Origin of the sequence: Alteraurantiacibacter aestuarii, from assembly GCF_039523595.1 — a bacterium.
In the GTDB taxonomy this organism is placed as follows: domain Bacteria; phylum Pseudomonadota; class Alphaproteobacteria; order Sphingomonadales; family Sphingomonadaceae; genus Alteraurantiacibacter; species Alteraurantiacibacter aestuarii.
In genome coordinates this window covers 601,091-623,300 of the sequence record NZ_BAAAFP010000001.1, presented here as the reverse complement: position 1 = coordinate 623,300, position 22,210 = coordinate 601,091, and the positions used below count along the sequence as shown (strand labels likewise).

The window sequence follows — 22,210 nt, the reverse complement described above, 5'->3', positions numbered from 1 at the left end:
GGGGTATTGCGGCTAAGCGATGCCCAGACAGGCTACCAAAAATCTGTTTTCTGCCGGCTGGCGCTCTGTGCGCGAAGCGGGGTCGCAGCGCTTGGCGATAACGGTTTTCCTGCTGATCGCCGCGCTGATACTGGCGCGCTTCAGCTGGAACCTGCCGTTCACCGACAATGCCGAACGCGCGCTGTATGACTATCGCAGCTATATCCTGGCCGAGCAGGTGGAGCAGGACGACCGCGTGCTGATGATCGTTTATGACGATCAGACGCTGATCAACCTGCGCAAGCGCTCCCCGCTCGATCGCGGCCTGCTGGCCCGGGCCTTGCGCAATATCGATGGCATGGGCGCCAAGGCCATCGGCATCGATATCCTGTTCGACCAGCCGCAGGATGAAGACGGCGAACTGATCGACGCGCTGCGATCGATGAACACCCCGGTGTCCATCGCCTATGCCGAAACGGCGACGAATTCGCTCGATATCCAATATCAGCAGCAGCAGTTTCTCGATGAATTCATGGCCCAGCTGGAAGGCAGCAATGCCTACCCCGCCAGCGTGCGACTGGCCGAATCTTCGGGCGTCACCCGCGTGTGGCCAACCATAGAGGAAGGCCTGCCCCCGCTGCTTGGCCGCTCGATGGTGGAAAGCAACGCCGATGACGCGCATCTGGCGATGCCCGGTTATGAAGGGGCCATCCGCTATCGCAAGCCGGCGCTGGTAGACCGGCCGGTGTTCACCACGCTGCAGATCGACCTGTTCGCCAATGATGAGCTGCTGGCCATACCCGAAGTGCGCGCTCCGCTGGAGGAGCAGGTAAATGGCGCCTATGTGCTGCTGGGCGGGGACATCATCGATTACGACCGTGCGCTGACGCCGCTTTCCGGCTTCGACGATGATGCGGTGGCGGGCGGTGCGCGCGATGTGCGCCCTCCCGGAATTGAAATCCACGCCCACACCATTGCCCAGATGCTGGATGGCGCGCGCCTGCCGCATCCCTCGCCGCTGTTCCTGTGGTTCTTCGCCGGGGTGGTGGTGCTGGCAGCCGGACTGACCGCGCTGCTGGAAGTGAAGAGCTGGAAGTTCATACCCCTGCTGGTGGCGCAGCTGGCGCTGTTCATCGGCCTGCCCTTCTTCCTGCACGCGCGCGGGGTGGACACCTATCTGTTCCCCAGCATCGGCCCGGCGCTGGGCTGGGTGCTGGCGTTCTCCGCCGTGGTATCAGCCGCCCGGGCTGCGGGCGCGGTACAGCGCAAGTTCGCACAAGGCGCGCTGGGCAAATATCTGCCGCAGAGCATTGCCGAGGAGATCATCGAAAAGCCCGAACTGCTGGCTCTGGGCGGCGCCAAGCGGGAGATCTATGTGATCTTCTCCGACCTCGAAGGCTTCACCAAGATGAGCCATGCGATAGAGCCGGAAATGGTCGCCAAGCTGCTCAACCGCTATCTCGAGATGCTCAGCGCCGTGGTGCTCGATCATGGCGGGATACTGGACAAGTTCGTGGGTGATGCGGTGGTGGCGTTCTGGGGTGCGCCGATCGCCCGCCCGGACGATGCGGACCGCGCCGCACAGGCCGGCTATGCGATGTGGCAGGCTGGCGAGACTTTCCGCCAGGAAGTGGCGGCGATGGACCCGGACCTGCCCAAGATCGGCAAGACCCGCGTGGGCATGCATTTCGGCGAAGCGGTGGTCGGCAATTTCGGCGGCGAGAACCGCATTCAATATACCGCACTGGGTGATTCCATGAACACCGCCGCGCGGCTCGAATCGGCCAACAAGGCACTCAAGACATCGGTCATGGCCAGCCAGGAAATCGCCAGCCGCACCTCGCTCGACTGGTGGCGACCGATGGGCAGCGTGGTCCTGTCAGGCCGCTCCAGCCCCGTGGCCCTGTTTGAACCGGCCCCCGATTTCCCCAGGGAAGACCGGGAAGCGCTGGCCGAGGCGCTGGAAATGGTCGTCATGCCAGACAGCAAGGCCGCCGGCCTTGCCATGCTGGAGGAGATCAGCGCCCGCCATCCCGATGACGAGGGCCTGCGCGCCTTGATAGAACGCAGTCACAATCTGAACGAAGCGGGGGCGCATGTCCTTGCCGGGAAATAGTCACCACGGCATGCGGAAACACTCATCCAAGTCACACGCAATTCACATCGGGCGGCCTAAGCCTGAAAACAATCCAATCAATCCGGCTGACAAAGCTCTGCAGAATTTGCTACAGCACAGCCAAGAATTTGAACGAGGAAAGAGACTATGTCCTTGACCAGGGGAACACTCGCCGCTGTCGCATTGATTGCGACCGGCCTCGCCGTCACTCCGCAAAGCGCCGAGGCAGGCGTGGTCGTGTCATCCAGCGGACCGTCTGCCGGACAGTTCCCGGTCGGTCGCCAGATCGGCGGTAATGAGCGCATTACCCTGCGCGACGGGGACAGCGTGACCGTGCTGGACAATGGCGGAACGCGCGTGCTGCGCGGATCGGGAAGTTTCACGCTCGCCAGCCAGAGCGGCGCAAGCCAGAACCGCGCCTTTGCCTCGCTCACCACGCAAAGGTCGGCCACCAGGGCCCGCACCGGGGCGGTGCGCAGCGCGAATGTGGGCGAAGTCAGCAATCCCAGCCTGTGGTATGTCGATGTCAGCAAGGCGGGTACGATCTGCCTGCCGGCCGATCAGGGCGTGCGCCTGTGGCGCGCCGATACGCAGGCCGAAAGCACCTATTCCGTCGGAACCGGGAACATGACATCGCGCATTACCTTCCCGGCGGGCGAGATGCTGGCAAGCTGGGATGCGAGCAATCCGCCCAGCGAAGGCACCACTTACCAGATCGGCCACGGATCGGGCAGCAATGCGGTGGAGGTGAAATTCGTCTTCCTCGATTCCGCGCCTTCTGCTGCCGAGGAACTGGCGGCGACATTGATTGCAAACGGCTGCATGGAACAGCTGAACCAGATGTCCTCAGCGATGATGGGCGAATAGGTTACCATACAGGTTCTGTCCTGGCCGGGGGGTCCGGGCGGGGCGGAGATGGCGGACGGTAGGGGATTGTCCGGCATATAGTGCAAGTTTGGGGGGACTATAATGAGCAAGCGCGCGGAGCGGTCCGGATTTGCGGCACCCTTGCGCCGCCTGCGCAATCTTGCTCCCGGCATCGCCGTCGCCACTCTGGCACTGGCCGCGCTGTTTACCGGACTGCCGCAAGCCCAAAGCGCCAACGCCCAATCCGATACTGGCAGCGCCTATTCCTATACCGGCGTTGCCACCTGCGCAGGATCGACCTGCCACGGCCGCAGCGAAGGCAATGGCGAAGTGGTGCGGCAGGATGAAATCGCCACATGGCAGGAATCCTCCGCCGTCAGCGGCGCACACAGCCGGGCTTATGCCGTTCTTGGCTCCCCGCGCGGCCGGCAGATTGCCCAGTCGCTGGGCTGGGACAACGCCACCTCGCGCTCTGAATGCCTGGGCTGCCATTCCACCTTCGTGCCCGCATCCGATCGCGGTCCGCGCTTTCAAACCACTGACGGGGTCGGCTGCGAAAGCTGCCACGGACCGGCAGCGGGCTGGATCGCCAGCCATTACAAGGTGGGCGGCACCCACACCGCCAATATCGCCAACGGACTGACCGCGCTGGACCAGCCGCAGGCCCGCGCCCGCGTGTGCCTGGATTGCCATTATGGCAGCGCCGATCAGGGCCAGTTCGTGACCCATGCGATGATGGCAGCGGGCCATCCGCGCATTTCCTTCGAGCTGGACCTGTTCAGCGCCTTCCAGCAGCATCACGATGTCGATGCCGATTACCTGATGCGCAAGCGTGCGCCGGACAATGTGCAGTTGTGGGCCGTGGGACAGGCAGAGGCCGTGGCCCGCGCGACGGATCTGTTCGCCCGGCCCGAACTGGCAACGCAGGGCGTGTTCCCGCAATTCACCTTCTATGATTGCCACAGCTGCCACCGCCAGATCACCGACGGGGCGCAGCGCCGCCTGACGTTCGAGACCAATCCGCAGCGGCCCATTCCCTTTGGTCAGCCGCCTTTCAATGACGAGAACATCATCATGCTGGATGCAGTGGCGCAGGCGCTGGCCCCGGCGCGGGCAGACAGCTTCCGCAGTGCCAGCCGCAACTTCCACGATGCCATGAACGAGGGCCGCCCGCAGGCGCAGGCCGCCGCCATGGCGCTGCGCACGGAGGCCGCACGGCTTTCCGATGCGCTGGCATCGCGGTCCTATGGCGGAAACGATGCCTTCCAGGTGATCGCCACCATTGGAGATCGCGCCACCAGCACCCGCTTCACCGACTATGCCGGTTCCGCCCAGGCGGTGATGGCGGTGGATACGCTGCTCAACGCGCTGGTCACGCAGGGCCGCATCACCATTGGTGCAGCCGCCAGCATCCGCACCGACATCAACCGCGCCTACCAGGCGGTGCGCACTCCGGAGAGTTATCGCCCGGCGGAATTCCGCTCTGCACTTGGCAATGCGGTGGGCGCGATCGGACGTCTGCAGTAATGCGGGTGCGGGTGGCAACAGCACTGCTGGCAAGCGCCGCGCTGGTCCTTTCGGGATGCGGCGGCAGCAGCACCGGCACTCCGGGCGCAGGCGGCGGCACAGGTGGGGCCACGCCCACGCCTTCGCCCGCTCCGCCACCGGCTGGCGGTGTGTTCAACCCGCCCGCCGCGGAATCGCTTTCGGTCGCTGAAGTGCAGACCATCATCGCGCAGGCGGTGGGCGAGGCGCAGGCGCGCAGCCTGCCATCCTATATCGCGGTAACGGACCGGGTCGGCAATGTGCTGGCCGTGTTCAAGATGAACGGCGCGCCCGATCTGATGGAAGTCAGCCGCAAGCGCATTGGCGGCATTGCCCCTGTCGGCGGCGGTATCGGCCTGCAAGGAGCGACGGTTCCCGCAGTGACCGGCGCCATCGCCAAGGCCGTGACCGGGGCCTATCTTTCCAGTGGCGGCAATGCCTTTTCCAGCCGCACGGCCAGCCAGATCGTGCAGCAGCATTTCCCGCCCGCACCCAGCACGGTGGGGCTGGAAAGCGGCCCGCTGTTTGGCGTGCAGTTCAGCCAGTTGCCATGCTCCGACCTCAGCCAGCGTTACAATTCCGCTGGCGGTCCCGGTGCGCTGATCGGCCCCAAGCGTTCGCCGCTGGGCCTGTCTGCCGATCCCGGCGGCTTCCCGATTTACAAGAATGGCGTGGTCGTGGGCGGCATCGGCGTGATGGGCGATGGCGACTATGGCTTTGATGCCAACACGCTCGACATTGACAGCGATGCCGAGGAAGCGATCGCGCTGGCAGGCATACAGGGCTTCATGCCGCCATCCGCCATCCGTGCCGAGATGATCAGCGCCGATGGCACCACTCTGCGTTTCAGCGATGCCACGCCTGCCAACCTGGCCCCGCTGCACAGCAATTTCGCCGCCATCAACGGTTCTGCCGGGGCGCTGGTGGCGGTGACCGGTTACAGCGATGGCTCGCTTCGGGCGGGCACCACCTATGGCACGGAAGCTTCAGGCGTACGTGCCGCCAAGGCCAGCGAATTCACCAATCCCGATGCCTTTGTGCTGACAGATGGCAGCGGCAACTCGCGCTTCCCCATTCGCGCCGGCACAGATCTTGGCAGCGTGGCACAGCCGCTGACCGCTGCCGAAGTACGCGCCATCATGGAGGAGGCGTTCAAGGTCCTCTCGCACGCACGCGCGCAGATCCGCCGTCCGCTGGACAGCCGCATGCAGGCCACCATCAGCGTGGTCGATACGCATGGCGCGGTGCTGGGCATCGTGCGTTCGCCTGATGGCCCGCTGTTCGGCACCGATGTGAGCCTGCAGAAGGCGCGCACGGCGACCTTCTTCTCCAATCCATTGGCTGGCCAGCAATTGCTCGCCGTGCCGGTGCTGCCCGGTGTTTCCAATGTGCCCGCCTATGTGCAGCGCGTGCGTGATTTCCTGGGAGCGCCCAGCGCGCTGACCGGCACCCACGCCTTTGCCGACAGGTCGGGCGGCAATCTGTCGCGCCCCTATTTCCCCGATGGCGAAGTGGCGCAGATGCCCGGCCCGCTTTCGGTCGCCTCATCCGGCCTGTTCAGCCCCTTTGCCGTGGGTCTGCAGACCGATCTGGTGGCGGGAAATATCGTCCAGCACGTGACCTATGTCGCCAATGGCGGGGCCACGGCGGATACTGGCGTTGGCTGCACCGGCGTGCCCGAAGCAGCGCCCGGCCAGCGGCGGATCGCCAATGGTATCCAGATTTTCCCCGGTTCGGTCCCGATCTATCGCGGCGGGCAACTGATCGGCGGCATCGGCGTTTCGGGTGACGGTATCGACCAGGATGACATGGTCAGCTTCCTTGGCCTCAACAATGCCGGCGTTCGCCTTGGCACGCTGGGCAATGCCGCGCCTGCCATTCGCGCGGACCGGATCGAAGTGAACGTGCAGGGCCGCATCGTGCGCCTGCGCTATGTCAATTGCCCGTTCGCGCCCTTCCTCGACACGCCAGACCAGAATGTGTGCGTTGGCCTGTGAGTGTGTCGCTGCTCCTTGTGCCGCTGCTGATGCAGGCAGAGGCTGCGGCCCGGGCCGGGCAGGCTGATCCTGCACCGGAAGCAGAGGCGGCAGAGCAGGCAGAACAGCAGACAGTCAATCCCAACCCGCCCGCACCGCCGCCGGTTGACCCCGGCATTGTGGAGGGGCGCACGCGTCCCGGCTATGTGGGTGAGCTGCCCGATCCGGTTACGCAGGACAATCCCGGCGCCGTGCGTGCGCCGCCGCCACAGGCCTTCCCCACTGACCAGATCCCCATCCCCGATCGCTGGCGGCTGATCCAGAACCTGGGGCTGGTGACCGAACAATGGTCTGACCCGTATAACCAGAACACCTACAAGGGCGATCGCCCGATCTGCGTGAACAGCGATGAGGAACGCGAGTTCCGCGCCCGCCAGCGTGAGGAAGCCGCCGCCGCCGGGGTGGAGCCGCCCTATGGCAGCGCCGTATGCCGCACGCCGCGCTTCCTCGATCTGGAGGAGGACAAGTGGTTCTTCGTCGTCAACGCCATCAGCGATACCGTGTTCGAGCCGCGCACATTCCCCATTCCGGTGGGCGTGCAGACCACGCAGGACCCGGACCGGCTGGACGTGTTCGGCAATGATTTCTCCTATGTCTTCGCGCAGACCTTCATCGCCGGCTTCGCGCTGCTGAAAGGCTCCACCGCCTACAAGCCGCCAGATGTGGAATACCGGCTGACGCTGGCGCTCAACGTCAACCATGTAGATGTGCCCGAACGGCGCGTGCTGCACGTGGAGCCTTCCTTGCCCACGCACCGCACGGACCATTTTCTGGGCGTGCAGGAAGCCTTCTTCGATTACCACATCCGCAACACGTCCAAGCGTTATGACTTTGACAGCTTCCGCATCGGTATCCAGCCGATGCAGGCGGATTTCCGCGGCTTCCTGTTCAATGACAACCAGCTGGGCTTTCGCCTGTTCGGCACGCGCGACAACAACCGCTTCCAGTACAATCTGGCGGCCTTCTGGCGGCTGGAGAAAGACACCAACAGCGGGCTGAACGCGATCCTGCAGACCCCGCGCGATGACTGGGTGTTCATGGCCAATGCCTATCGCCAGGATTTCCTGATCCCCGCGCTCACCAGCCAGGTGACGGTGGTCTACAACCGCAACCGCGAAGCGGGCGATATCCAGATCGACGACAATGGCTTCCCCGTGCGCCCGGCGCTGCTGGGCTCGCTGCGCGGGCGCAATTACGATGTGGTGTACCTTGGCTATAACGCCGATGGCCGGCTTGGCCGCATCAACATCACCGCCAGCACCTATGCCGCACTGGGCGAGGACCGGAACAGCTTCTTCACCGATCGCCCGGCGCAGGTGCGCGGCTTCTTCGCCGCGGCAGAGGCCAGCTATGACAAGGACTGGATGCGCTTTCGCCTGTCCGGTGCATGGGCCAGCGGCGACGGCGATCCCTATGACAATACCGAAACCGGCTATGATGCGATTTTCGAAAATCCGGTCTTTGCCGGCGCCGATACGTCATACTGGATACGTCAGACCATTCCCTTTGCCGGCGGCGGGCGCGCGGTCAGCGTGAATGGCCGCAACGGCATCCTCAATTCGCTGCGCTCCAGCAAGGAGCAGGGCCAGTCCAATTTCAACAATCCCGGCCTGATCCTGGTGGGCCTGGGTGCGGATTTCGATATCTCTCCCGAACTGCGCCTGACCGCCAATGCCAACCACCTGTGGTTCGAGAACACGGCCACGCTGGAGGCCTTGCGCAACGAAGGGTCAATCCCCGCCGATATCGGCTATGACCTGTCCGCATCGGCGATCTGGCGGCCGAAAGCGACGCAGAATATCGTAGCCCGCCTGTCTGGCGCGGCACTGGTCTCGGGCGATGGATTTCGCGACCTGTTTGACAATCTGGGCAATGATCGGACGTATATTTCCGTGCTGGCAAATGTGACCTTGAGCTACTGATGCTGAGCTTCAGACTCCCCCGGCGCCACGTCGCCTTCGCTCTCAGCCTGATTGCCGCTGGCGGTGCCATGCTGGCCGGGCCGGACCTGCGCGCAGCAGGCGGCGGGGAAACTCCGGTTGAGCGCGATTACAGCCTGGTCACCGCCCTTCCAGCTCCGCAGAACCAGAGCGTGGCCGAGATGATAGCCAAGTCCGAAGGCTGCAATTCCTGCCACGTGCAGACCGATGCGCCGACCATGCATCTCAGTCCGGCCGTGCGGCTTGGCTGCGTGGATTGCCACGGCGGCAATCCGGCAATCATGGGCAATAGCGAGCTGGCGCAGGACCACCCGGACTATGTCGCCGCGCGCGATTCGGCTCACGTCTTGCCGACCCTGCCCGAAACATGGCACTTCCCCAGTTCCGCCAATCCGGAACGCAGCTATTCTCTTCTCAACAATGAATCGCCCGAATTCGTGCGCTTCAACAATCCCAGCGATTACCGCGTGGCGCGTGAGGCCTGCGGTGCCTGCCATATGCCGGTGATCGAGGCGGCGGAGCGCTCGCTGATGGCCACCGGTGCCATGCTGTGGGGCGGCGCGTCCTATAATAACGGCATTCTGCCGTTCAAGAATTACGTCGTGGGTGAAGCCTATACGCGCGAAGGCGAAGCGGCCCAGATCATGTCTCCGGGTGCGCCGCACGGCACGGTGACAGCCGAACAGCAGGCGCGCGGCGCGCTGGGCACGCTCTATCCGCTGCCGACGTGGCATGTGGTGCCCCCTGCCGACGTGTTCCGTGTGTTTGAACGCGGCGGGCGCAATATCGCCAGCCAGTTCCCCGAGATTGGCCTGCCCAACCCGACCGGCCTGATCCAGCGGCTGGAAGAACCCGGCCGCCCCGACCTGCGCCAGTCCAACCGCGGCCCCGGCACCGGCCTGCGCGCCGCCATTCCGGTGCTCAACATCCACAAGACGCGCCTCAACGATCCGTTCACATGGTTCATGGGCACCAATGACCAGCCGGGCGATTTCCGTCATTCCGGCTGCGCATCGTGCCACGTGATCTATGCCAATGACCGGGAGCCGCGCCATTCGCTGATCTATGCGCAATATGGCCGCGACGGGCAGTCGATCACCGTCGACCCCACCATCGCCAGCCAGATTCAGGAACTGCACGATGACGTTACCGGACATGGTGACGGGCATGGAGATGAGCATGGTGATGAGCATGGCGATACCCATGCCGCTCCCGTCCACGGTGCGCTGAAGCAACCCGGCGACGCAGACCATCATGACGATGGTCATGATGGTGGCCATGAGAGTGACGGCCTCAGCCCCGATCGCGAGCGCGGCCATCCGCTGCAGCACGTGTTCACCCGCGCGATCCCCACCGCGCAGTGCATGAACTGCCACATGCACCAGCCCAATATCTTCCTCAATTCCTACCTCGGTTACACGATGTGGGATTATGAGAGCGACGCGCCGCATATGTGGCCCGAGCAGCAGGCCTATCCCACGGCAGAGGAAGTGCGCGCCGTGCTGGACCGCAATCCCGAAGGCGCCAGCCCGCGCGGCAACTGGGCGGATCTGGATTTCCTGCGCAATGTCTATGACCTCAACCCGGAACTGAACGACACGCAGTTCGCCGATTACCACGGCCACGGCTGGAACTTCCGCGCCATCTTCAAGCGTGACCGCGAGGGCAATCTGCTCGATGCAGAGGGCAATATCGTCGATCCCGACGATCCCGAGCGCTGGCGCCGCGAAGGCGAAGAGCAGTTTGCCGAAGTGGGCACCAACCCCGGCAAGACCGTGCACATGATGGATATTCATGCCGAAAAGGGCCTGCAATGTGCAGACTGCCACTTCTCGCAGGATAGCCACGGCAACGGCCTGATCTATGGCGAAGTGGCCAATGCGATCGAGATCGGCTGCAAGGATTGCCACGGCACCGCCGATGCCTATCCCACCCTGCGCACATCCGGTCCGGCTGCACCGCCAGAAGGCAATGACCTGACGCTGATCCGCAATCCCGATGGCCAGCGCCGCTTTGAATGGACCTATGATTCCATGGGCCGGCGCCAGCTGACCCAGCGCTCCATCGTCGATCCCGATCTGGAATGGCAGATCAGCCTGGTGCGCGACAGCGTCGATCCCGCAAACCCGCATTTCAACGCCAAGGCGGCGCGCGCAAAACTGATGAGCGTGGACGGGGCGGAAACGGGCAATTTCGAATTCGGCCTGGGCATCACGCCTGAAAACCGCGCGCATGGCGATGAGGAAATGGCCTGCTTCACCTGCCACCTGTCATGGACCACATCCTGCGGCGGCTGCCATTTGCCGATTGAGGCGAACTGGGAAAGCCAGGTTCACCGCTATGAGGGTGAGACGACCCGTAACTTCGCCACCTACAACCCGCAGGTTGCGCGTGACGAGATGTTCCAGCTGGGCCGCCACCAGTCGACCAAGGGCAACCAGGTTGCGCCAGTTCGCTCCACCAGCGCGCTGGTCCTCAGCTCCACCAATATCAACCGGGAGCGGATCTATGTGCAGCAGCCGCCGATCAGTTCCATCGGCTTCTCCAGCCAGGCCTTCGCCCCGCATTTCCCGCATACGGTGCGGCTGACAGAGACCAAGACCTGCAGCGATTGCCACCTCTCCGAAGCGGAAGACAACAATGCCGTGATGGCGCAGTTGCTGCTGCTGGGCACAAATTTTGTGAACTTCGTCGGCCTTAACGCCTGGACCGGTCTTGAAGGCGGGTTTGAGGCGGTGCGCGTTACCGAATATGATGAACCGCAGGCGGTGATCGGCTCCTACCTGCAACGCTACGCCTACCCCGATTACTGGCGCATGCATGTGGAGGACAATGACCGCGAGCTGAAGAACTGGACCCGCGGCGAGGCTTTTGACGGCGACCTTTCAGGCGAAACCCATCCGCTGGAAGAATTCGCCAATGTGGTTGAGGGCACATCCGATGCGGTGCGCTGCCTGCAGACACGCGGCGAATATATCTTCGTGGCCGAAGGGCGCGGCGGTTTCCGCGTCTATGACATCGCCTCCATCGCCAACAAGGGCTTCTCGGAACGGATCATCACCGCCCCGTTCAGCCCGCTGGGCAATGATACGCATGTGAACACCACAAATGCCACCTGCATGGCGATCCCGACCAATCAGGCCATCGCGCCCACCCGCAATACCGAGCAGATGCGCGAGATGAACCAGGAACAGCCGTTCCTGCCGATCTACTCCTACGCCGTGGTTACCGATGCGGTTGAGGGGCTGATCCTCGTCAATGTCGACACGCTGGCCGATGCCGAGCTGCGCAACAACAATCTGGACCGCGCCGATCTGGCCAATGGCCGTGACGCGTGGAACCCGAACAACATACTGGCCGGTGCGCGCCACATCACGCTGGCGGGCGAAGTGGCCTATATCACAGCTGATGTGGGCCTGGTGGTGGTGGACCTGTCCAACCCGCTCGATCCGCAGCTCTCCGCCGTGCGCGAGATGCGCGATGCGCGCGGGTCCGCGGTGCAGTTCCGCTATCTGTGGGTGACCGATGCTGACGGGCTGAAACTGTTCGACATCACCAGCCTGCGCAATCCCGTAGCCCGGCCCGAAGGCACAGTGCCGATGGCCAATGCGCGTCGCCTTTATCTGGCGCGGACCTACGCCTATGTCGCGGCCAAGAATGAGGGGCTGGTGATCGTCGACATTACCCGTCCGCTGGCCCCGCGCGTGCATCTGCGGGAGACATTTGGCGGGCTGATGAACGATGTGGAGGATGTGGTGGTCGCCACCACCAACGCCTCGCTGTTCGCTTACGTGGCCGATGGCCGCAACGGCATGAAAGTGCTGCAGCTGACCAGTCCTGACAGCCAGCGCAATTTCTATGGCTTCAGCCCTGCGCCGGTGCCCGAACTGATCGCCTGGGCACGCACGCCGTCACCTGCCCTCGCCATGAGCAAAGGCCTCGACCGCGACCGCGCGGTGGATGAAACGGGCGGACAGATGGCCGTGTTCGGCCGCCTCGGCTCCCGCCCGTTCAACCGCGAGGAAATGGAAAACCTGTTCCTCACCAGCGCAGGTGTTCCGTGGATGGTCAGCGATGAGCCGGACATGGCGGCATGGGTGCCGGGTGTAGGGCCGTTGGCGAACGGGGAATAGGTGGCGACGTGCTGCGCGGGGGCAATGTCTGCTGACGACCCAGCTGCGGATGTTCAGTCTTTTGGGACTTCAAGCGGCATCTGACGGCCCACAAATGAATGGTAGGTTTGGCACGGCAACCTTGTGGCCTATGATGCATCAGGCTTTGTAGAAGGATTTGTGGATGATCTGCGGAAAAGTCATCATGGTGCGAGGCAAAGACAGCCTTTCAGAAGACTGGGGCGAGTTTGAGTTCCTTGCGCTTCCCTCTCCCGCTGATCGCATCATGATAATCAGAGATGCTACCGAGAACTACAGCACCGTCTTGGCCGTACATCATCACCCGTGCGCTGCAGGAAGCGGTGACAAACCAAGTGCGGAAATTGTTGCGAAATGGACCGGGTCGGGGCCGAAAATCAGATAAACCGATTGACCGCCTCCCACCCATATACCGACATGGGCAGCAAGCCACTGCGCGGCAAACCTTAACCCCCCAGACGTTCCTTCTCCATCTCGCGGATCATTGGCTGCAGGTGCGGGTTGTAATAGGCCAGCACATCCCAATCGCACACTTTCTCGTAATGCGAGACGAGCGTGCCGTCTTCCCAGCGGTGCAGTGCATAGCTGGGCGGTTCGGTGGTAATCAGCGCGCGGGCATCGGGCTTTTCGGATGAGATAGGCCGCAGGTCCATGGCCACCAGCGGCGCGACAGACGGCGTGACCGCCAGCGGAATGCCGCGAAAACTGGTGACGATCGGGCGGTGCAGATGGCCGCAATGGATCGCCAGAACCTGATCCATCCCCTCCAGCGCGGCGGCCAGGTTGAGGATCCACGGATCGTCCTCATTCGGGTCCATCCAGCCGATCCCCGCCACTACCGGCGGATGGTGCATGAAGATCACCGTGGGCGTGGAGCGTTTGGCTTCCAGGGTGGCGCGCAGCCAGTCCCGCCGCCGCTCACAAAAAGCACCGGCATGACGGCCGATCTCCAGCGTATCGAGCATCACCACCAGCAGGCCGTCCTGCTCAAAGGCGTACTGGATGAAGCCATCGTACACCGGAGTGGCGGGAAAGGCGTGCAGCAAGCCTTCGCGCGTATCGTGATTGCCCACCATCATGTGGACGGGAAACGGACATTCGGCCAGCAGCGCAGCCGTCTTGTCGAAGGATTCAGCATCACCGCGATCGGTGATATCGCCCGAACAGATAAGCATGTCCGGCTTGTTGGGCTGGCTCAGCAACCGGTCCAGCGTGGCGCGAAACCGCTGACGGTTCAACTCCTCCGGCCGGGCCTCTGGCTCAAAGCCGATATGAATATCCGTCAATTGCGCGATCAGCATAGATGCGCCCTCCCGTTACGGACCGCTGTGCGGCCTCTTTTGTAGTGTTCACCCGTCAACGAAGGATGCCGGCAATACGTGGCGGAGCGGCCGCCGCGCCTTCTCTTGGGTGATAGGAATGGCACATTGCACAGCTGGACGGAACGTCCGCGGTCAGAGAATCCTCACCTTCGTGGCAATCGCGGCAGGTTTCCATCTTCGGCAGCAGCAGATCGGTGGCCGTGGACGATCCGCTGGCGGCATGGCAGCTGGCGCAATCTTCCTGCACGTGGGCGGCGTGATCGAACCAGCCGTGGATGAAATAGCGATTGCGCTGCGTCACAGGGGCGACCGCCAGCGTACCTTCCGCCGGATTGCCGGGCAGGTGACATTCGCCGCACAGCCCATCCTCATCCATCGCGGTGGAGCGCAGGACGGCGGGTGAAACGCTGGTGAAATTGCCGTAGTAAATGCCATTCTCGGCAAAATCGCCGGGACGGCGGCGGCCCGTGGAAACAGGGCGGCGCGGGGTGCGGTCGGCAGCGGCAAGGTCTGCCTCCACCTGATCGATATCGCCATGGCTGAGCGTGCGGAAGGTGGTGCCCACCCGGTCATAGACGAGGCTGTGGCAGCTCTCGCAATCCTCCTCCATGTTCACCGGCAGGAAGCGCGTGCCATCGGCGGTGGGGGTGTGGCAGTCGGAACATTCCAGCACGTTGCCATAGCCAGCCGAGGCGCTGAGGCGCCGCGCCATCTGCGCCACGCCGCCATCATCCTCCAGATGCATGTCGTGCGGGAAGCGCAGGCCATTCCAGTCCATCGGATTGGAAGCGAGCGACACTCGCACCGCCTCGGCAGCATTCTGGTTGGGCAGGACCATCGCCTTGAACTGCGGATGCAGCGTGCCGAAATCGCGGGCGTTGCCCAGCGCCGTATCGGTCAGCCGGCTGTCCAGCGTATCATGGCAATCGGAACAGAATTGCTGCGAGGTCGGCTCCATCCGGCCGGCGCCTTCATGCTCTGTATGGCAATCGGTGCAGGCGCCGGGACCGGGCTTGCCGAAAGCCTCGGCAATATCCCACAGCAAGGCTTCGCCGCCCTCCGGCTGGTGCATGCCCACGGACATGCGATCGGCAACCGCGTGATCGGCAATGCCTTCGTGGCATGACAGGCAGGTCTGGTCGGTCACCGCCTGGAACGGTTCGACGTGGCAGGATTCGCAGCTATCCTCCAGCCCGTGATGGACAGAGGACAAGGCGCCGGTGCGCCAGCTTGCATCCATCAGCACTGCGCCTTCCCCTTCCAGTTCGGGCCGTTCATCGGCGCGGGTAAGATGGGTGAAGATCGGTATCGCCAGGAAGGCCACGAGTATGGCAGCCAGCGCGCTCCACGCCATGACGCGCTTGCCCGGCAGCGTTCCCGCCAGCGAGAAGCCGCGCAGGCGATCCTTCGCGCCGCCGTCGTCATCTTCGGCCTGGCGCACGGTGATGGTAAGCTTGCCATCCTCCATGCTGAATTGCAGGCGACTGGACCCCAGGCTGAGCTCTGCCCCCTTGTCGGCATTGACGGTGGCGGACTGCACATGCCGCCCGTCCACCGCGAAGCCCAGCGTCCCGACCGCTTCCAGCTTGAACGAGCCGCCGGGAGACTGGGTGATGCGGACATGTTCCTGCTCCACCGCCAGATCGGGCAGGTGGATGGTGTTGCCGGAATCGCGGCCAATGGTGATCTGGTCAGCGCTCTCTTCACGCTCACGCACGATCTCGCGACCGGCGGCGGTGAAATCGATGCTGCGAATGCGGAAATCCATGCTTCGTCTCACCAGTAATAGAATACGCTGACAATATGCGCGGTCAGCGCGCCAAGCAGCGCGATGGTGACCGGCACATGCACGTATAGCCAGATTTCAAGCAGAGCCTTGATCCGCATGTGGCGGCGGATCTGGTCCAGCTGGGCCTTGCGCTTGCGCAGCAGGGACAGCACCTTCTGCTCGGCCGGATCAACGCCATTTTCAGGCAATTGCGCCAGCGCCCCTTCGGTGCGGCAATTGCGATAATTGCCGGACAGGCGGGCGCGCAGGCCGAAATCGAACGGGTCCTGCTCCAGCGCGGCAATCACCAGATCGGCATCTTCGCGGCCCAATGGCTGCGCGGCAGCTTCAAGCTGGCGATCGATCGCCGCCACCGCTTCCAGCATCTGCGCCTGCGTCATCTCGCGGCGGTTGTTGGAAAGGCTGGCGGGCAAGGTCGCATAGACCGAAATCCCGTAAATTCCCGACAGAATGACCACCATCATCAGCGCATAGGCCAGCGTATGGACGTTCCAGCCGAACTGGAAACCGGTATGCAGCGTGGCAATCACGATCAGCGACAAGCCAAGATAGACATGCGCGCTGGTCCACGCCTTGAGCGACCACTTGCCCGGGCTCATCCGCCGCTTGCGCACTCCCAGCAGGGTGAGCCACAGGATCAGCAAGGCGCCGATGGTGCCCAGCGTATAGCCATACCAGGTGCCGCCATTGGGGCGCGGCTCCACATCGGCGAAAATATAGCCGACAATCGCCACCAGGCTGATGAAGGTCGCAATCTTCATCCAGCGCATGCGCTTGTGCGACAGGAAGCTTTCGTGATCGCTCTGCCGTTCGCGGCGCGGGTTTTCGTCTTCGGCGATGCTGGCCATCAGTCGAGCCCCCCTTCCTTGGTGACGGAGAGGAATTTTTCCGGCGCAACGCGAATGGCGGCGCCGGTGGGGCAGGCGCGCACGCAGGCCGGGCCGCCATCAATTCCCAGACACATGTCGCATTTGATCGCCAGCTTGGCCTGGCCTGCGGGCGCATGTTTCTTGCGCCAGTCATAGCTCGCCTCACCCGGTCCCGGCCCGGCCCCGAACAGCAGCCAGCTGAGCAGGCCCGGCTTCTTGGGCGGCTTGGCATCCATGCGGATCACGCCGTAGGGGCAATTGCGCTGGCAATTGCCGCAGCCGATGCAGGTATCGTCGATGAACACCTCGCCATCGGGGCCGCGCTTGATGGCATTGGGCGGGCAATCGGCCATGCAATGCGGATGTTCGCAGTGACGGCACGATGTCGGCACGTGCAGATGGGCATAGGTCCGCCCCGCTTCACGGTCGAGCCGCGATAGCCCCTCGTGACTGTCGGCGCAGGCCTTTTCGCAATTGTCGCAGCCGACGCACAATGTCTCGTCAATCAGCAGCACGTCGGTGGCTTCACCCAGGCCGTTGTCGATCAGGAATTGCGCGGTTTCGGAATACATGTCCGCAGCCGAGCCGAAGCTGTCCTTGCGCGCTTCGACAAAGGCATTGGTCTCTCGCCGTCCGGCCATGTCCGCCAGCGCGCGTTCCCGCACCCTGGGTCTGGCATCGAGCAGGGCGTTGAACAGCTCACCCGGGAAGCGCACGACCTGTGATTTGATCGCCGCCTTCACCGTGGCGGATCGCTTCGATCCGTCGATCACCGCCATTTCACCGAAATAGGACCCGGCAGGGAGGTAGGAGAGGAAGATCGGCTTGCCGCCGATATCCTTCTCCACGATCATGGAGCCGCGCCGGATGACATAGATATCCTTGTCGTCCGCGCCTTCCTCGACAACCTTCTGCCCGGCGCGCACGTCCACCACTTCGGCCGCTTCGACCAGCGGCGCCACGTCTTCGCGCGTCAGGCCCGATCCGAACATTTGCAGCAATTGCCGCTCAATGCTGATCTGGTTCACCACCCGGCCCGCGCTGGGCACGGTGGCGATCAGTTTCAGCGCTGCCGTGCGCGACAGCTCAACCGCCACCAGCGGCTCTGCCGCGCGGATGGTGGCGCCGCGGCGACGGCCCGAAATCAGGCCCACTTCGCCGAAGATCGATCCTTCCTCGATCGGCACGGTGATCGATGGATCGGCCGGATTGACCTCCACCGCAACAGAACCCTGGGCGATGGCGAACATCGATGATCCCGGCTCGTTACGGGTGAACACGACTTCACCCGGCGCATAGGAATGGACCCGCGAATCGAGCATCAGTTCGCGCAATTGCAGCGGCGACAGCTCCTTGAAGATGGAGACATTGCTGCCGATCACCTCAAGCCAGTCCTCAACCGAGCGACGCCCCGGCAGGCCGGCGAATTTCTCTTCCAGGATCGGCTGGTCAGCGGGCTTGAGATCGACATTCCCGTTGAGGAATTCGACCACGTCATAGCCCTGGTTCATGCAGTGCTTGATCAGCGGATAGCCAGCCAATGCACCGATCACGAAAATGCCGTCCTTGGTGGTTTCGAACGTGGGCGTCAGCGACGGGAAGGCATCGCGCTCCTCGCTGCTGAAGGCCACCCCGATGGCTTCCACGAAGGCGCGCGGCGGCTTGGAGCCGGTCCGGGCGATGATCCGGTCGCAACGAATCACTTCCTCACCATCGCGCGTATCGAGCACCAGCTCACCCACGCGCACTTCGGACGGGGAGGTTTCGCGGCGCACCGAAATGCGGCCATCGGCCTCCGCCTCTTCCAGCAATTTGACGTTCGCACCCTTTGCGCGGGCGAAGGAATCGCCGCGATTGAGGATGGTTACACGGTTGCGCTGGGCCGCATCGGCAGCCAGGCCAAGAGCGTTTTCAATGCCCGCATCGCCCGATCCGATGACGGTGATATGTTCGTCAAAATATTCACCCGGGTCGTCCAGCTGATACTGGATATGCGGCAGGTCACCGCCCGGAATCCGCAACAGGTTGGGGTTGCCCTGGGTGCCGATGGCAAGCACCACATTTTCCGCCAGGATCGGTTCCGACCCCTTGATTTCTATGGTGAAATTGCCCTTTTCACCAGTGATCGCCGCGACCTCCGCATTGTAGCGGACGGACACCTTGTTCTCCTCGATCTGGCGGTCCCAGATGTCGAGAATGGTCTCCCTGCTCCCGGCATCGAAATCCAGGTCAGCGCGCAGGACAAGGTTGGATGGCGTGGCCATCACATGCTTGCCCTTCTGATATTTGAATATCGTGTCCGAGAGGTGATCTGTCTTTTCGATCAGGACATGCGTCATGCCCAGATGCGCGGCATGAGCCGCGGCACTAAGACCCGCTGGCCCGGAACCAACAATCGCCACTTGAACCCGGTCTGGACTAATTGCCATTCCTGTCCCCCCAAAACGGCTTATGCCCTAAAGCGCATGCATTGAAAACAGGCCGAAGCGATGCTTTTGTGACATGGGCAATATTGGCCGTAGTAAACTCACTTCAGGGGGACATTTTGGAAAAAAGTCGCACAGCTGTCTGGCGCAGGCCCGTATTCATTGCCTTGCTTGCAGCGCTGATCCTGGCTGCCGCCGTGGGTTGGCGCATGTATTCCAATGCATGCGATGCGCTTTCCGGCGACGATCCCGCAGCCGGGGACATGTCCGTTCCGGTGTCGCTGGAGGAATTGCGCGCCGCAGCTGAAAATGCGCCCGACGATGCGCAGGCATGGCAGCGTCTGGCCTTTGCCTATTTCACCTCCAACATGTTTCCCGAAGCTGTCGAAGCCTATGAAAAGGCGGTGGAAATCGCGCCCGATACCAGCGTTCTGTGGTCATCGCTGGGCGAAGCACGGGTGATGGCCAGCACCGGTGATCCGCTGCCCGAGGAGGCGTTGCAGGCCTTCCGCCGGGCACTGGAAATCGATTCTGGCGATCCGCGGGCACGCTATTTCATGGCTGTGGAAAAGGATCTGGCAGGCGATCATCAGGGCGCAATCGGAAACTGGCTGGCCCTGCTGGCCGATACGCCGCCCGGCGCGCCGTGGGAGAACGACCTTGTCCGCACGATCGAACAGGTCGGCACCTTGCGCGATATCGAAGTGGGTGATCGCATCGTCCAGGCTTCCAGAACGCGCGACCTGCTGCCGCCCTCTGCGCAGACCGCCACCGCCATGGGAGGCATTCCGGGGCCGACGCAGGAACAGCTCTCCGCCGCATCGTCGATACCCCCCAGCCAGCAACAGGATATGGCCGAAAGCATGGTGGCCCGGCTGGCTGCAAGGCTGGAAGACGATCCCTCCAATGTCGATGGATGGATCATGCTGATGCGCAGTTACATCACGCTGGACCGGCAGGACGCCGCGCGCACCGCATATCGCAGTGCACTGCAGGCCAATCCGGCAGCGAGTGCGCAGCTGCGGGAGGCTGCCGAGACGCTTGGCCTCCAGAATGCCCAATGAAGTCCAATGAAATGGCTGATTCCCGGCATTTCGCAGCAATGCGACGTTGCTTACCTGCCGCGATAGGGTCATAAACAACCGCAAGGGGTCGCACGAAAATCGTGCGTGATAGATGCGGGTGTTACCGGAAATAGGGGCCGGGTTCGCATTTCAGATTGCACGATAGAGCTCTTGCGTGGGCCGCGCCTTGCATGGCGCAGGCCCATGTCCGGGGTGACCGCATTGGGGAAGGACGGGCAAATACACGTGAAAAATTGGCAGCAGGAGTCGGTCGCAGCTGATCGGATCGATTCGCCTGGGCAGCAAAGCTCCCATTCCCGCATTCTTGCTTTCGGAGCAGGCCTTGCCTTTGCCGCCGGGATTGTCAGCATTTCGCCGGCGCAGGCGCTGGCGCAGGCCAACCCGGCAGCACCGCCTTCCAGGGATGAGCTGGTTCCGCCGCAGGCCCAGCCCGAACAGCGGCGCAGCACCACGCTGACAATCGACGGGGAAATGACCCGCACGCCCTGCGCGCTCGACAACCCCGATCTGGGCGATATCCGCGTCACGCTGAGCCAGGTCAGCTTCACCGGTGCCGAACTGGCGACAGACGTTGATCTGGCACCATCCTATCAGGCCTATCTTGGCCGCGAGCTGCCGATTTCTGTGCTGTGCGACATTCGCGCGCAGGCAACGGCGATGCTGACCGATGCCGGCTATCTGGCCGCGGTGGAAATTCCCGAACAGCGCCTTACCGGCGGCGCGGCGGAATTTCGCGTGGTACTGGGCCGCCTGACCGCGCTGCGCGTGCGCGGCGACGGCGGGCCGTCAGAAGGCTTGCTGGCAAGCTACCTCCAGCCGCTGGTCGGGCAACCGGTCTTCAACACCAGAGATGCCGAACGATCGCTGCTGCTGGCCGATGACATTCCCGGCCTGGATGTGCGCCTTGCGCTGCGCCCCGCCGCAAATGGAGCGCCCGGTGATCTGATCGGCGAGGTGGCCGTGCTTCGGCGCAAGGCATCTGTCGATTTCAATATCCAGAATTATGGCTCCAGCGCGCTCGGGCGGTTTGGCGGACTGTTGCGGGCGGAGATATATGACCTCACCGGCCTGGGCGATCGCACCACGCTGGCGGTCTATTCCTCGCATGACTTCTCCGAACAGCGCACCATCCAGATGGGCCATGATTTCATGGTGGGATCGGATGGGCTGTCGCTGGGCGGCAATCTGACGCTGGGGTGGACCCATCCCACGCTCGGCATTGCCGGTTTCGATGTCAAATCGGAAACCGTCTTTGGCAATCTGCACGCCAGCTATCCCTTCCTGCGTACCCAGCAGCGATCCGTTTACGGCAGCGTTGGCGTGGACGTTGTGAACCAGGATGTGGAAATCAACACGCTGAACCTTTCGCGCGACCGCGTGCGTACGGCCTTTGCGCGCATCGGTTATGTGGAAACCGACCTCGATTCCATCGCCCGGCGCGGTGGCTATACGCCTTTTGAACCGCGCACCCGCCTGTCTGCCAATGTGGAATTGCGCCAGGGCCTGAGCATATTGAAGGCCAATGACGATTGCCGCACCACGCCGCTGGCCTGTGTGGCGTCGGGCCGGGTCCCCAGCCGGATCGAACAGGATCCCACGCCAATGCTGCTGCGCGGCGAAGTGCAGATGGAATATCGCCCGGCTCCGCTGGTGACGATCGCGCTCGACGTGGAAGGCCAGTTCAGCCGCGATCCCCTGCCTGCATTCGAGGAAATGTCGGGAGGCAATTATTCGATCGGACGCGGGTATGATCCGGGCAGCGTCAATGGTGACAGTGGCTTCGGTACATCGCTGGAATTGCGGTACGGATCGCTGATACCCGCCAGTCTCAACAGCTTTGCCCTGCAACCCTATGTCTTCACCGATACCGTGACCGTGTGGGATCGCGATCCCAGCATCAGGGCACTCAATCCGGACAGGCTGTCCTCGATCGGCGCGGGCCTGCGTTTCACTCAGGGGCGCGGCGTACAGGGTGATTTTTCAATAGCGGTGCCGCTGCGGAAGACCGATGCACAGACCAGTCGCGGCGATGTGCGCGTGCTCTTCTCGATTACCGGGCGCCTGCTGCCCTGGAGGTTCTAGGAT

General features: G+C 63.2%; 12 protein-coding genes. 8 read left to right on the top strand and 4 right to left on the bottom strand.

The window, feature by feature from the left end; all coding sequences use genetic code 11:
- Positions 1-91 precede the first annotated feature (91 nt).
- From ABDZ98_RS02940 to ABDZ98_RS02915, 6 genes are all read left to right on the top strand, one after another.
- Positions 92-2,095 carry an adenylate/guanylate cyclase domain-containing protein gene (locus tag ABDZ98_RS02940; protein ID WP_237437508.1) on the top strand — a complete coding sequence of 668 codons (2,004 nt, stop codon included), beginning with the start codon at positions 92-94 and terminating at the stop codon, positions 2,093-2,095.
- Positions 2,096-2,242: 147 nt separating this feature from the next.
- Positions 2,243-2,962, top strand: a complete 720-nt coding sequence (locus ABDZ98_RS02935; RefSeq protein WP_160591813.1) for a hypothetical protein — start codon at positions 2,243-2,245, stop codon at positions 2,960-2,962.
- Between the two features lie 102 nt (positions 2,963-3,064).
- The gene (locus ABDZ98_RS02930) at positions 3,065-4,489 is read left to right on the top strand and encodes a multiheme c-type cytochrome (protein ID WP_160591811.1); all 1,425 of its coding nucleotides are present in this window, start codon (positions 3,065-3,067) and stop codon (positions 4,487-4,489) included.
- Complete coding sequence (locus ABDZ98_RS02925; protein WP_160591808.1) at positions 4,489-6,504, top strand: heme-binding protein; 2,016 nt, start codon at positions 4,489-4,491, stop codon at positions 6,502-6,504. Before ABDZ98_RS02930 ends, ABDZ98_RS02925 begins: the two co-directional genes overlap by 1 nt.
- Before the next feature lie 29 nt (positions 6,505-6,533).
- The gene (locus ABDZ98_RS02920; protein ID WP_160592065.1) at positions 6,534-8,465 is read left to right on the top strand and encodes a TonB-dependent receptor; all 1,932 of its coding nucleotides are present in this window, start codon (positions 6,534-6,536) and stop codon (positions 8,463-8,465) included.
- 68 nt (positions 8,466-8,533) lie between these two features.
- Positions 8,534-12,616 (top strand): hypothetical protein, encoded by a 4,083-nt coding sequence (locus tag ABDZ98_RS02915; RefSeq protein WP_160592063.1) that lies wholly within the window; start codon positions 8,534-8,536, stop codon positions 12,614-12,616.
- Between the two features lie 464 nt (positions 12,617-13,080).
- On the opposite strand, the gene ABDZ98_RS02910 is transcribed toward ABDZ98_RS02915, so the two are convergent.
- From ABDZ98_RS02910 to ABDZ98_RS02895, 4 genes are read right to left on the bottom strand one after another with little or no spacing between them, the layout of a single operon-like run.
- Positions 13,081-13,935 carry a metallophosphoesterase gene (locus ABDZ98_RS02910; protein ID WP_160591806.1) on the bottom strand — a complete coding sequence of 285 codons (855 nt, stop codon included), beginning with the start codon at positions 13,933-13,935 and terminating at the stop codon, positions 13,081-13,083.
- Positions 13,936-13,990: 55 nt separating this feature from the next.
- Positions 13,991-15,724 (bottom strand): cytochrome c3 family protein, encoded by a 1,734-nt coding sequence (locus ABDZ98_RS02905; protein WP_160591804.1) that lies wholly within the window; start codon positions 15,722-15,724, stop codon positions 13,991-13,993.
- An 8-nt stretch (positions 15,725-15,732) separates the two neighbouring features.
- Complete coding sequence (locus ABDZ98_RS02900; protein WP_160591802.1) at positions 15,733-16,593, bottom strand: hypothetical protein; 861 nt, start codon at positions 16,591-16,593, stop codon at positions 15,733-15,735.
- Entirely contained in the window at positions 16,593-19,043 is a 2,451-nt protein-coding gene (locus ABDZ98_RS02895; protein ID WP_160591800.1) for an NAD(P)-binding domain-containing protein, read from the bottom strand. Before ABDZ98_RS02895 ends, ABDZ98_RS02900 begins: the two co-directional genes overlap by 1 nt.
- Before the next feature lie 206 nt (positions 19,044-19,249).
- On the opposite strand from ABDZ98_RS02895, the gene ABDZ98_RS02890 reads away from it, so the two are divergent.
- Both ABDZ98_RS02890 and ABDZ98_RS02885 read left to right on the top strand, forming a co-directional pair.
- Positions 19,250-20,104, top strand: coding sequence for a tetratricopeptide repeat protein (locus ABDZ98_RS02890; protein WP_160591798.1), 855 nt, complete (start codon positions 19,250-19,252; stop codon positions 20,102-20,104).
- Positions 20,105-20,350: 246 nt separating this feature from the next.
- Positions 20,351-22,207 carry a ShlB/FhaC/HecB family hemolysin secretion/activation protein gene (locus tag ABDZ98_RS02885; RefSeq protein WP_337190197.1) on the top strand — a complete coding sequence of 619 codons (1,857 nt, stop codon included), beginning with the start codon at positions 20,351-20,353 and terminating at the stop codon, positions 22,205-22,207.
- The last annotated feature ends 3 nt before the right edge of the window (positions 22,208-22,210 follow it).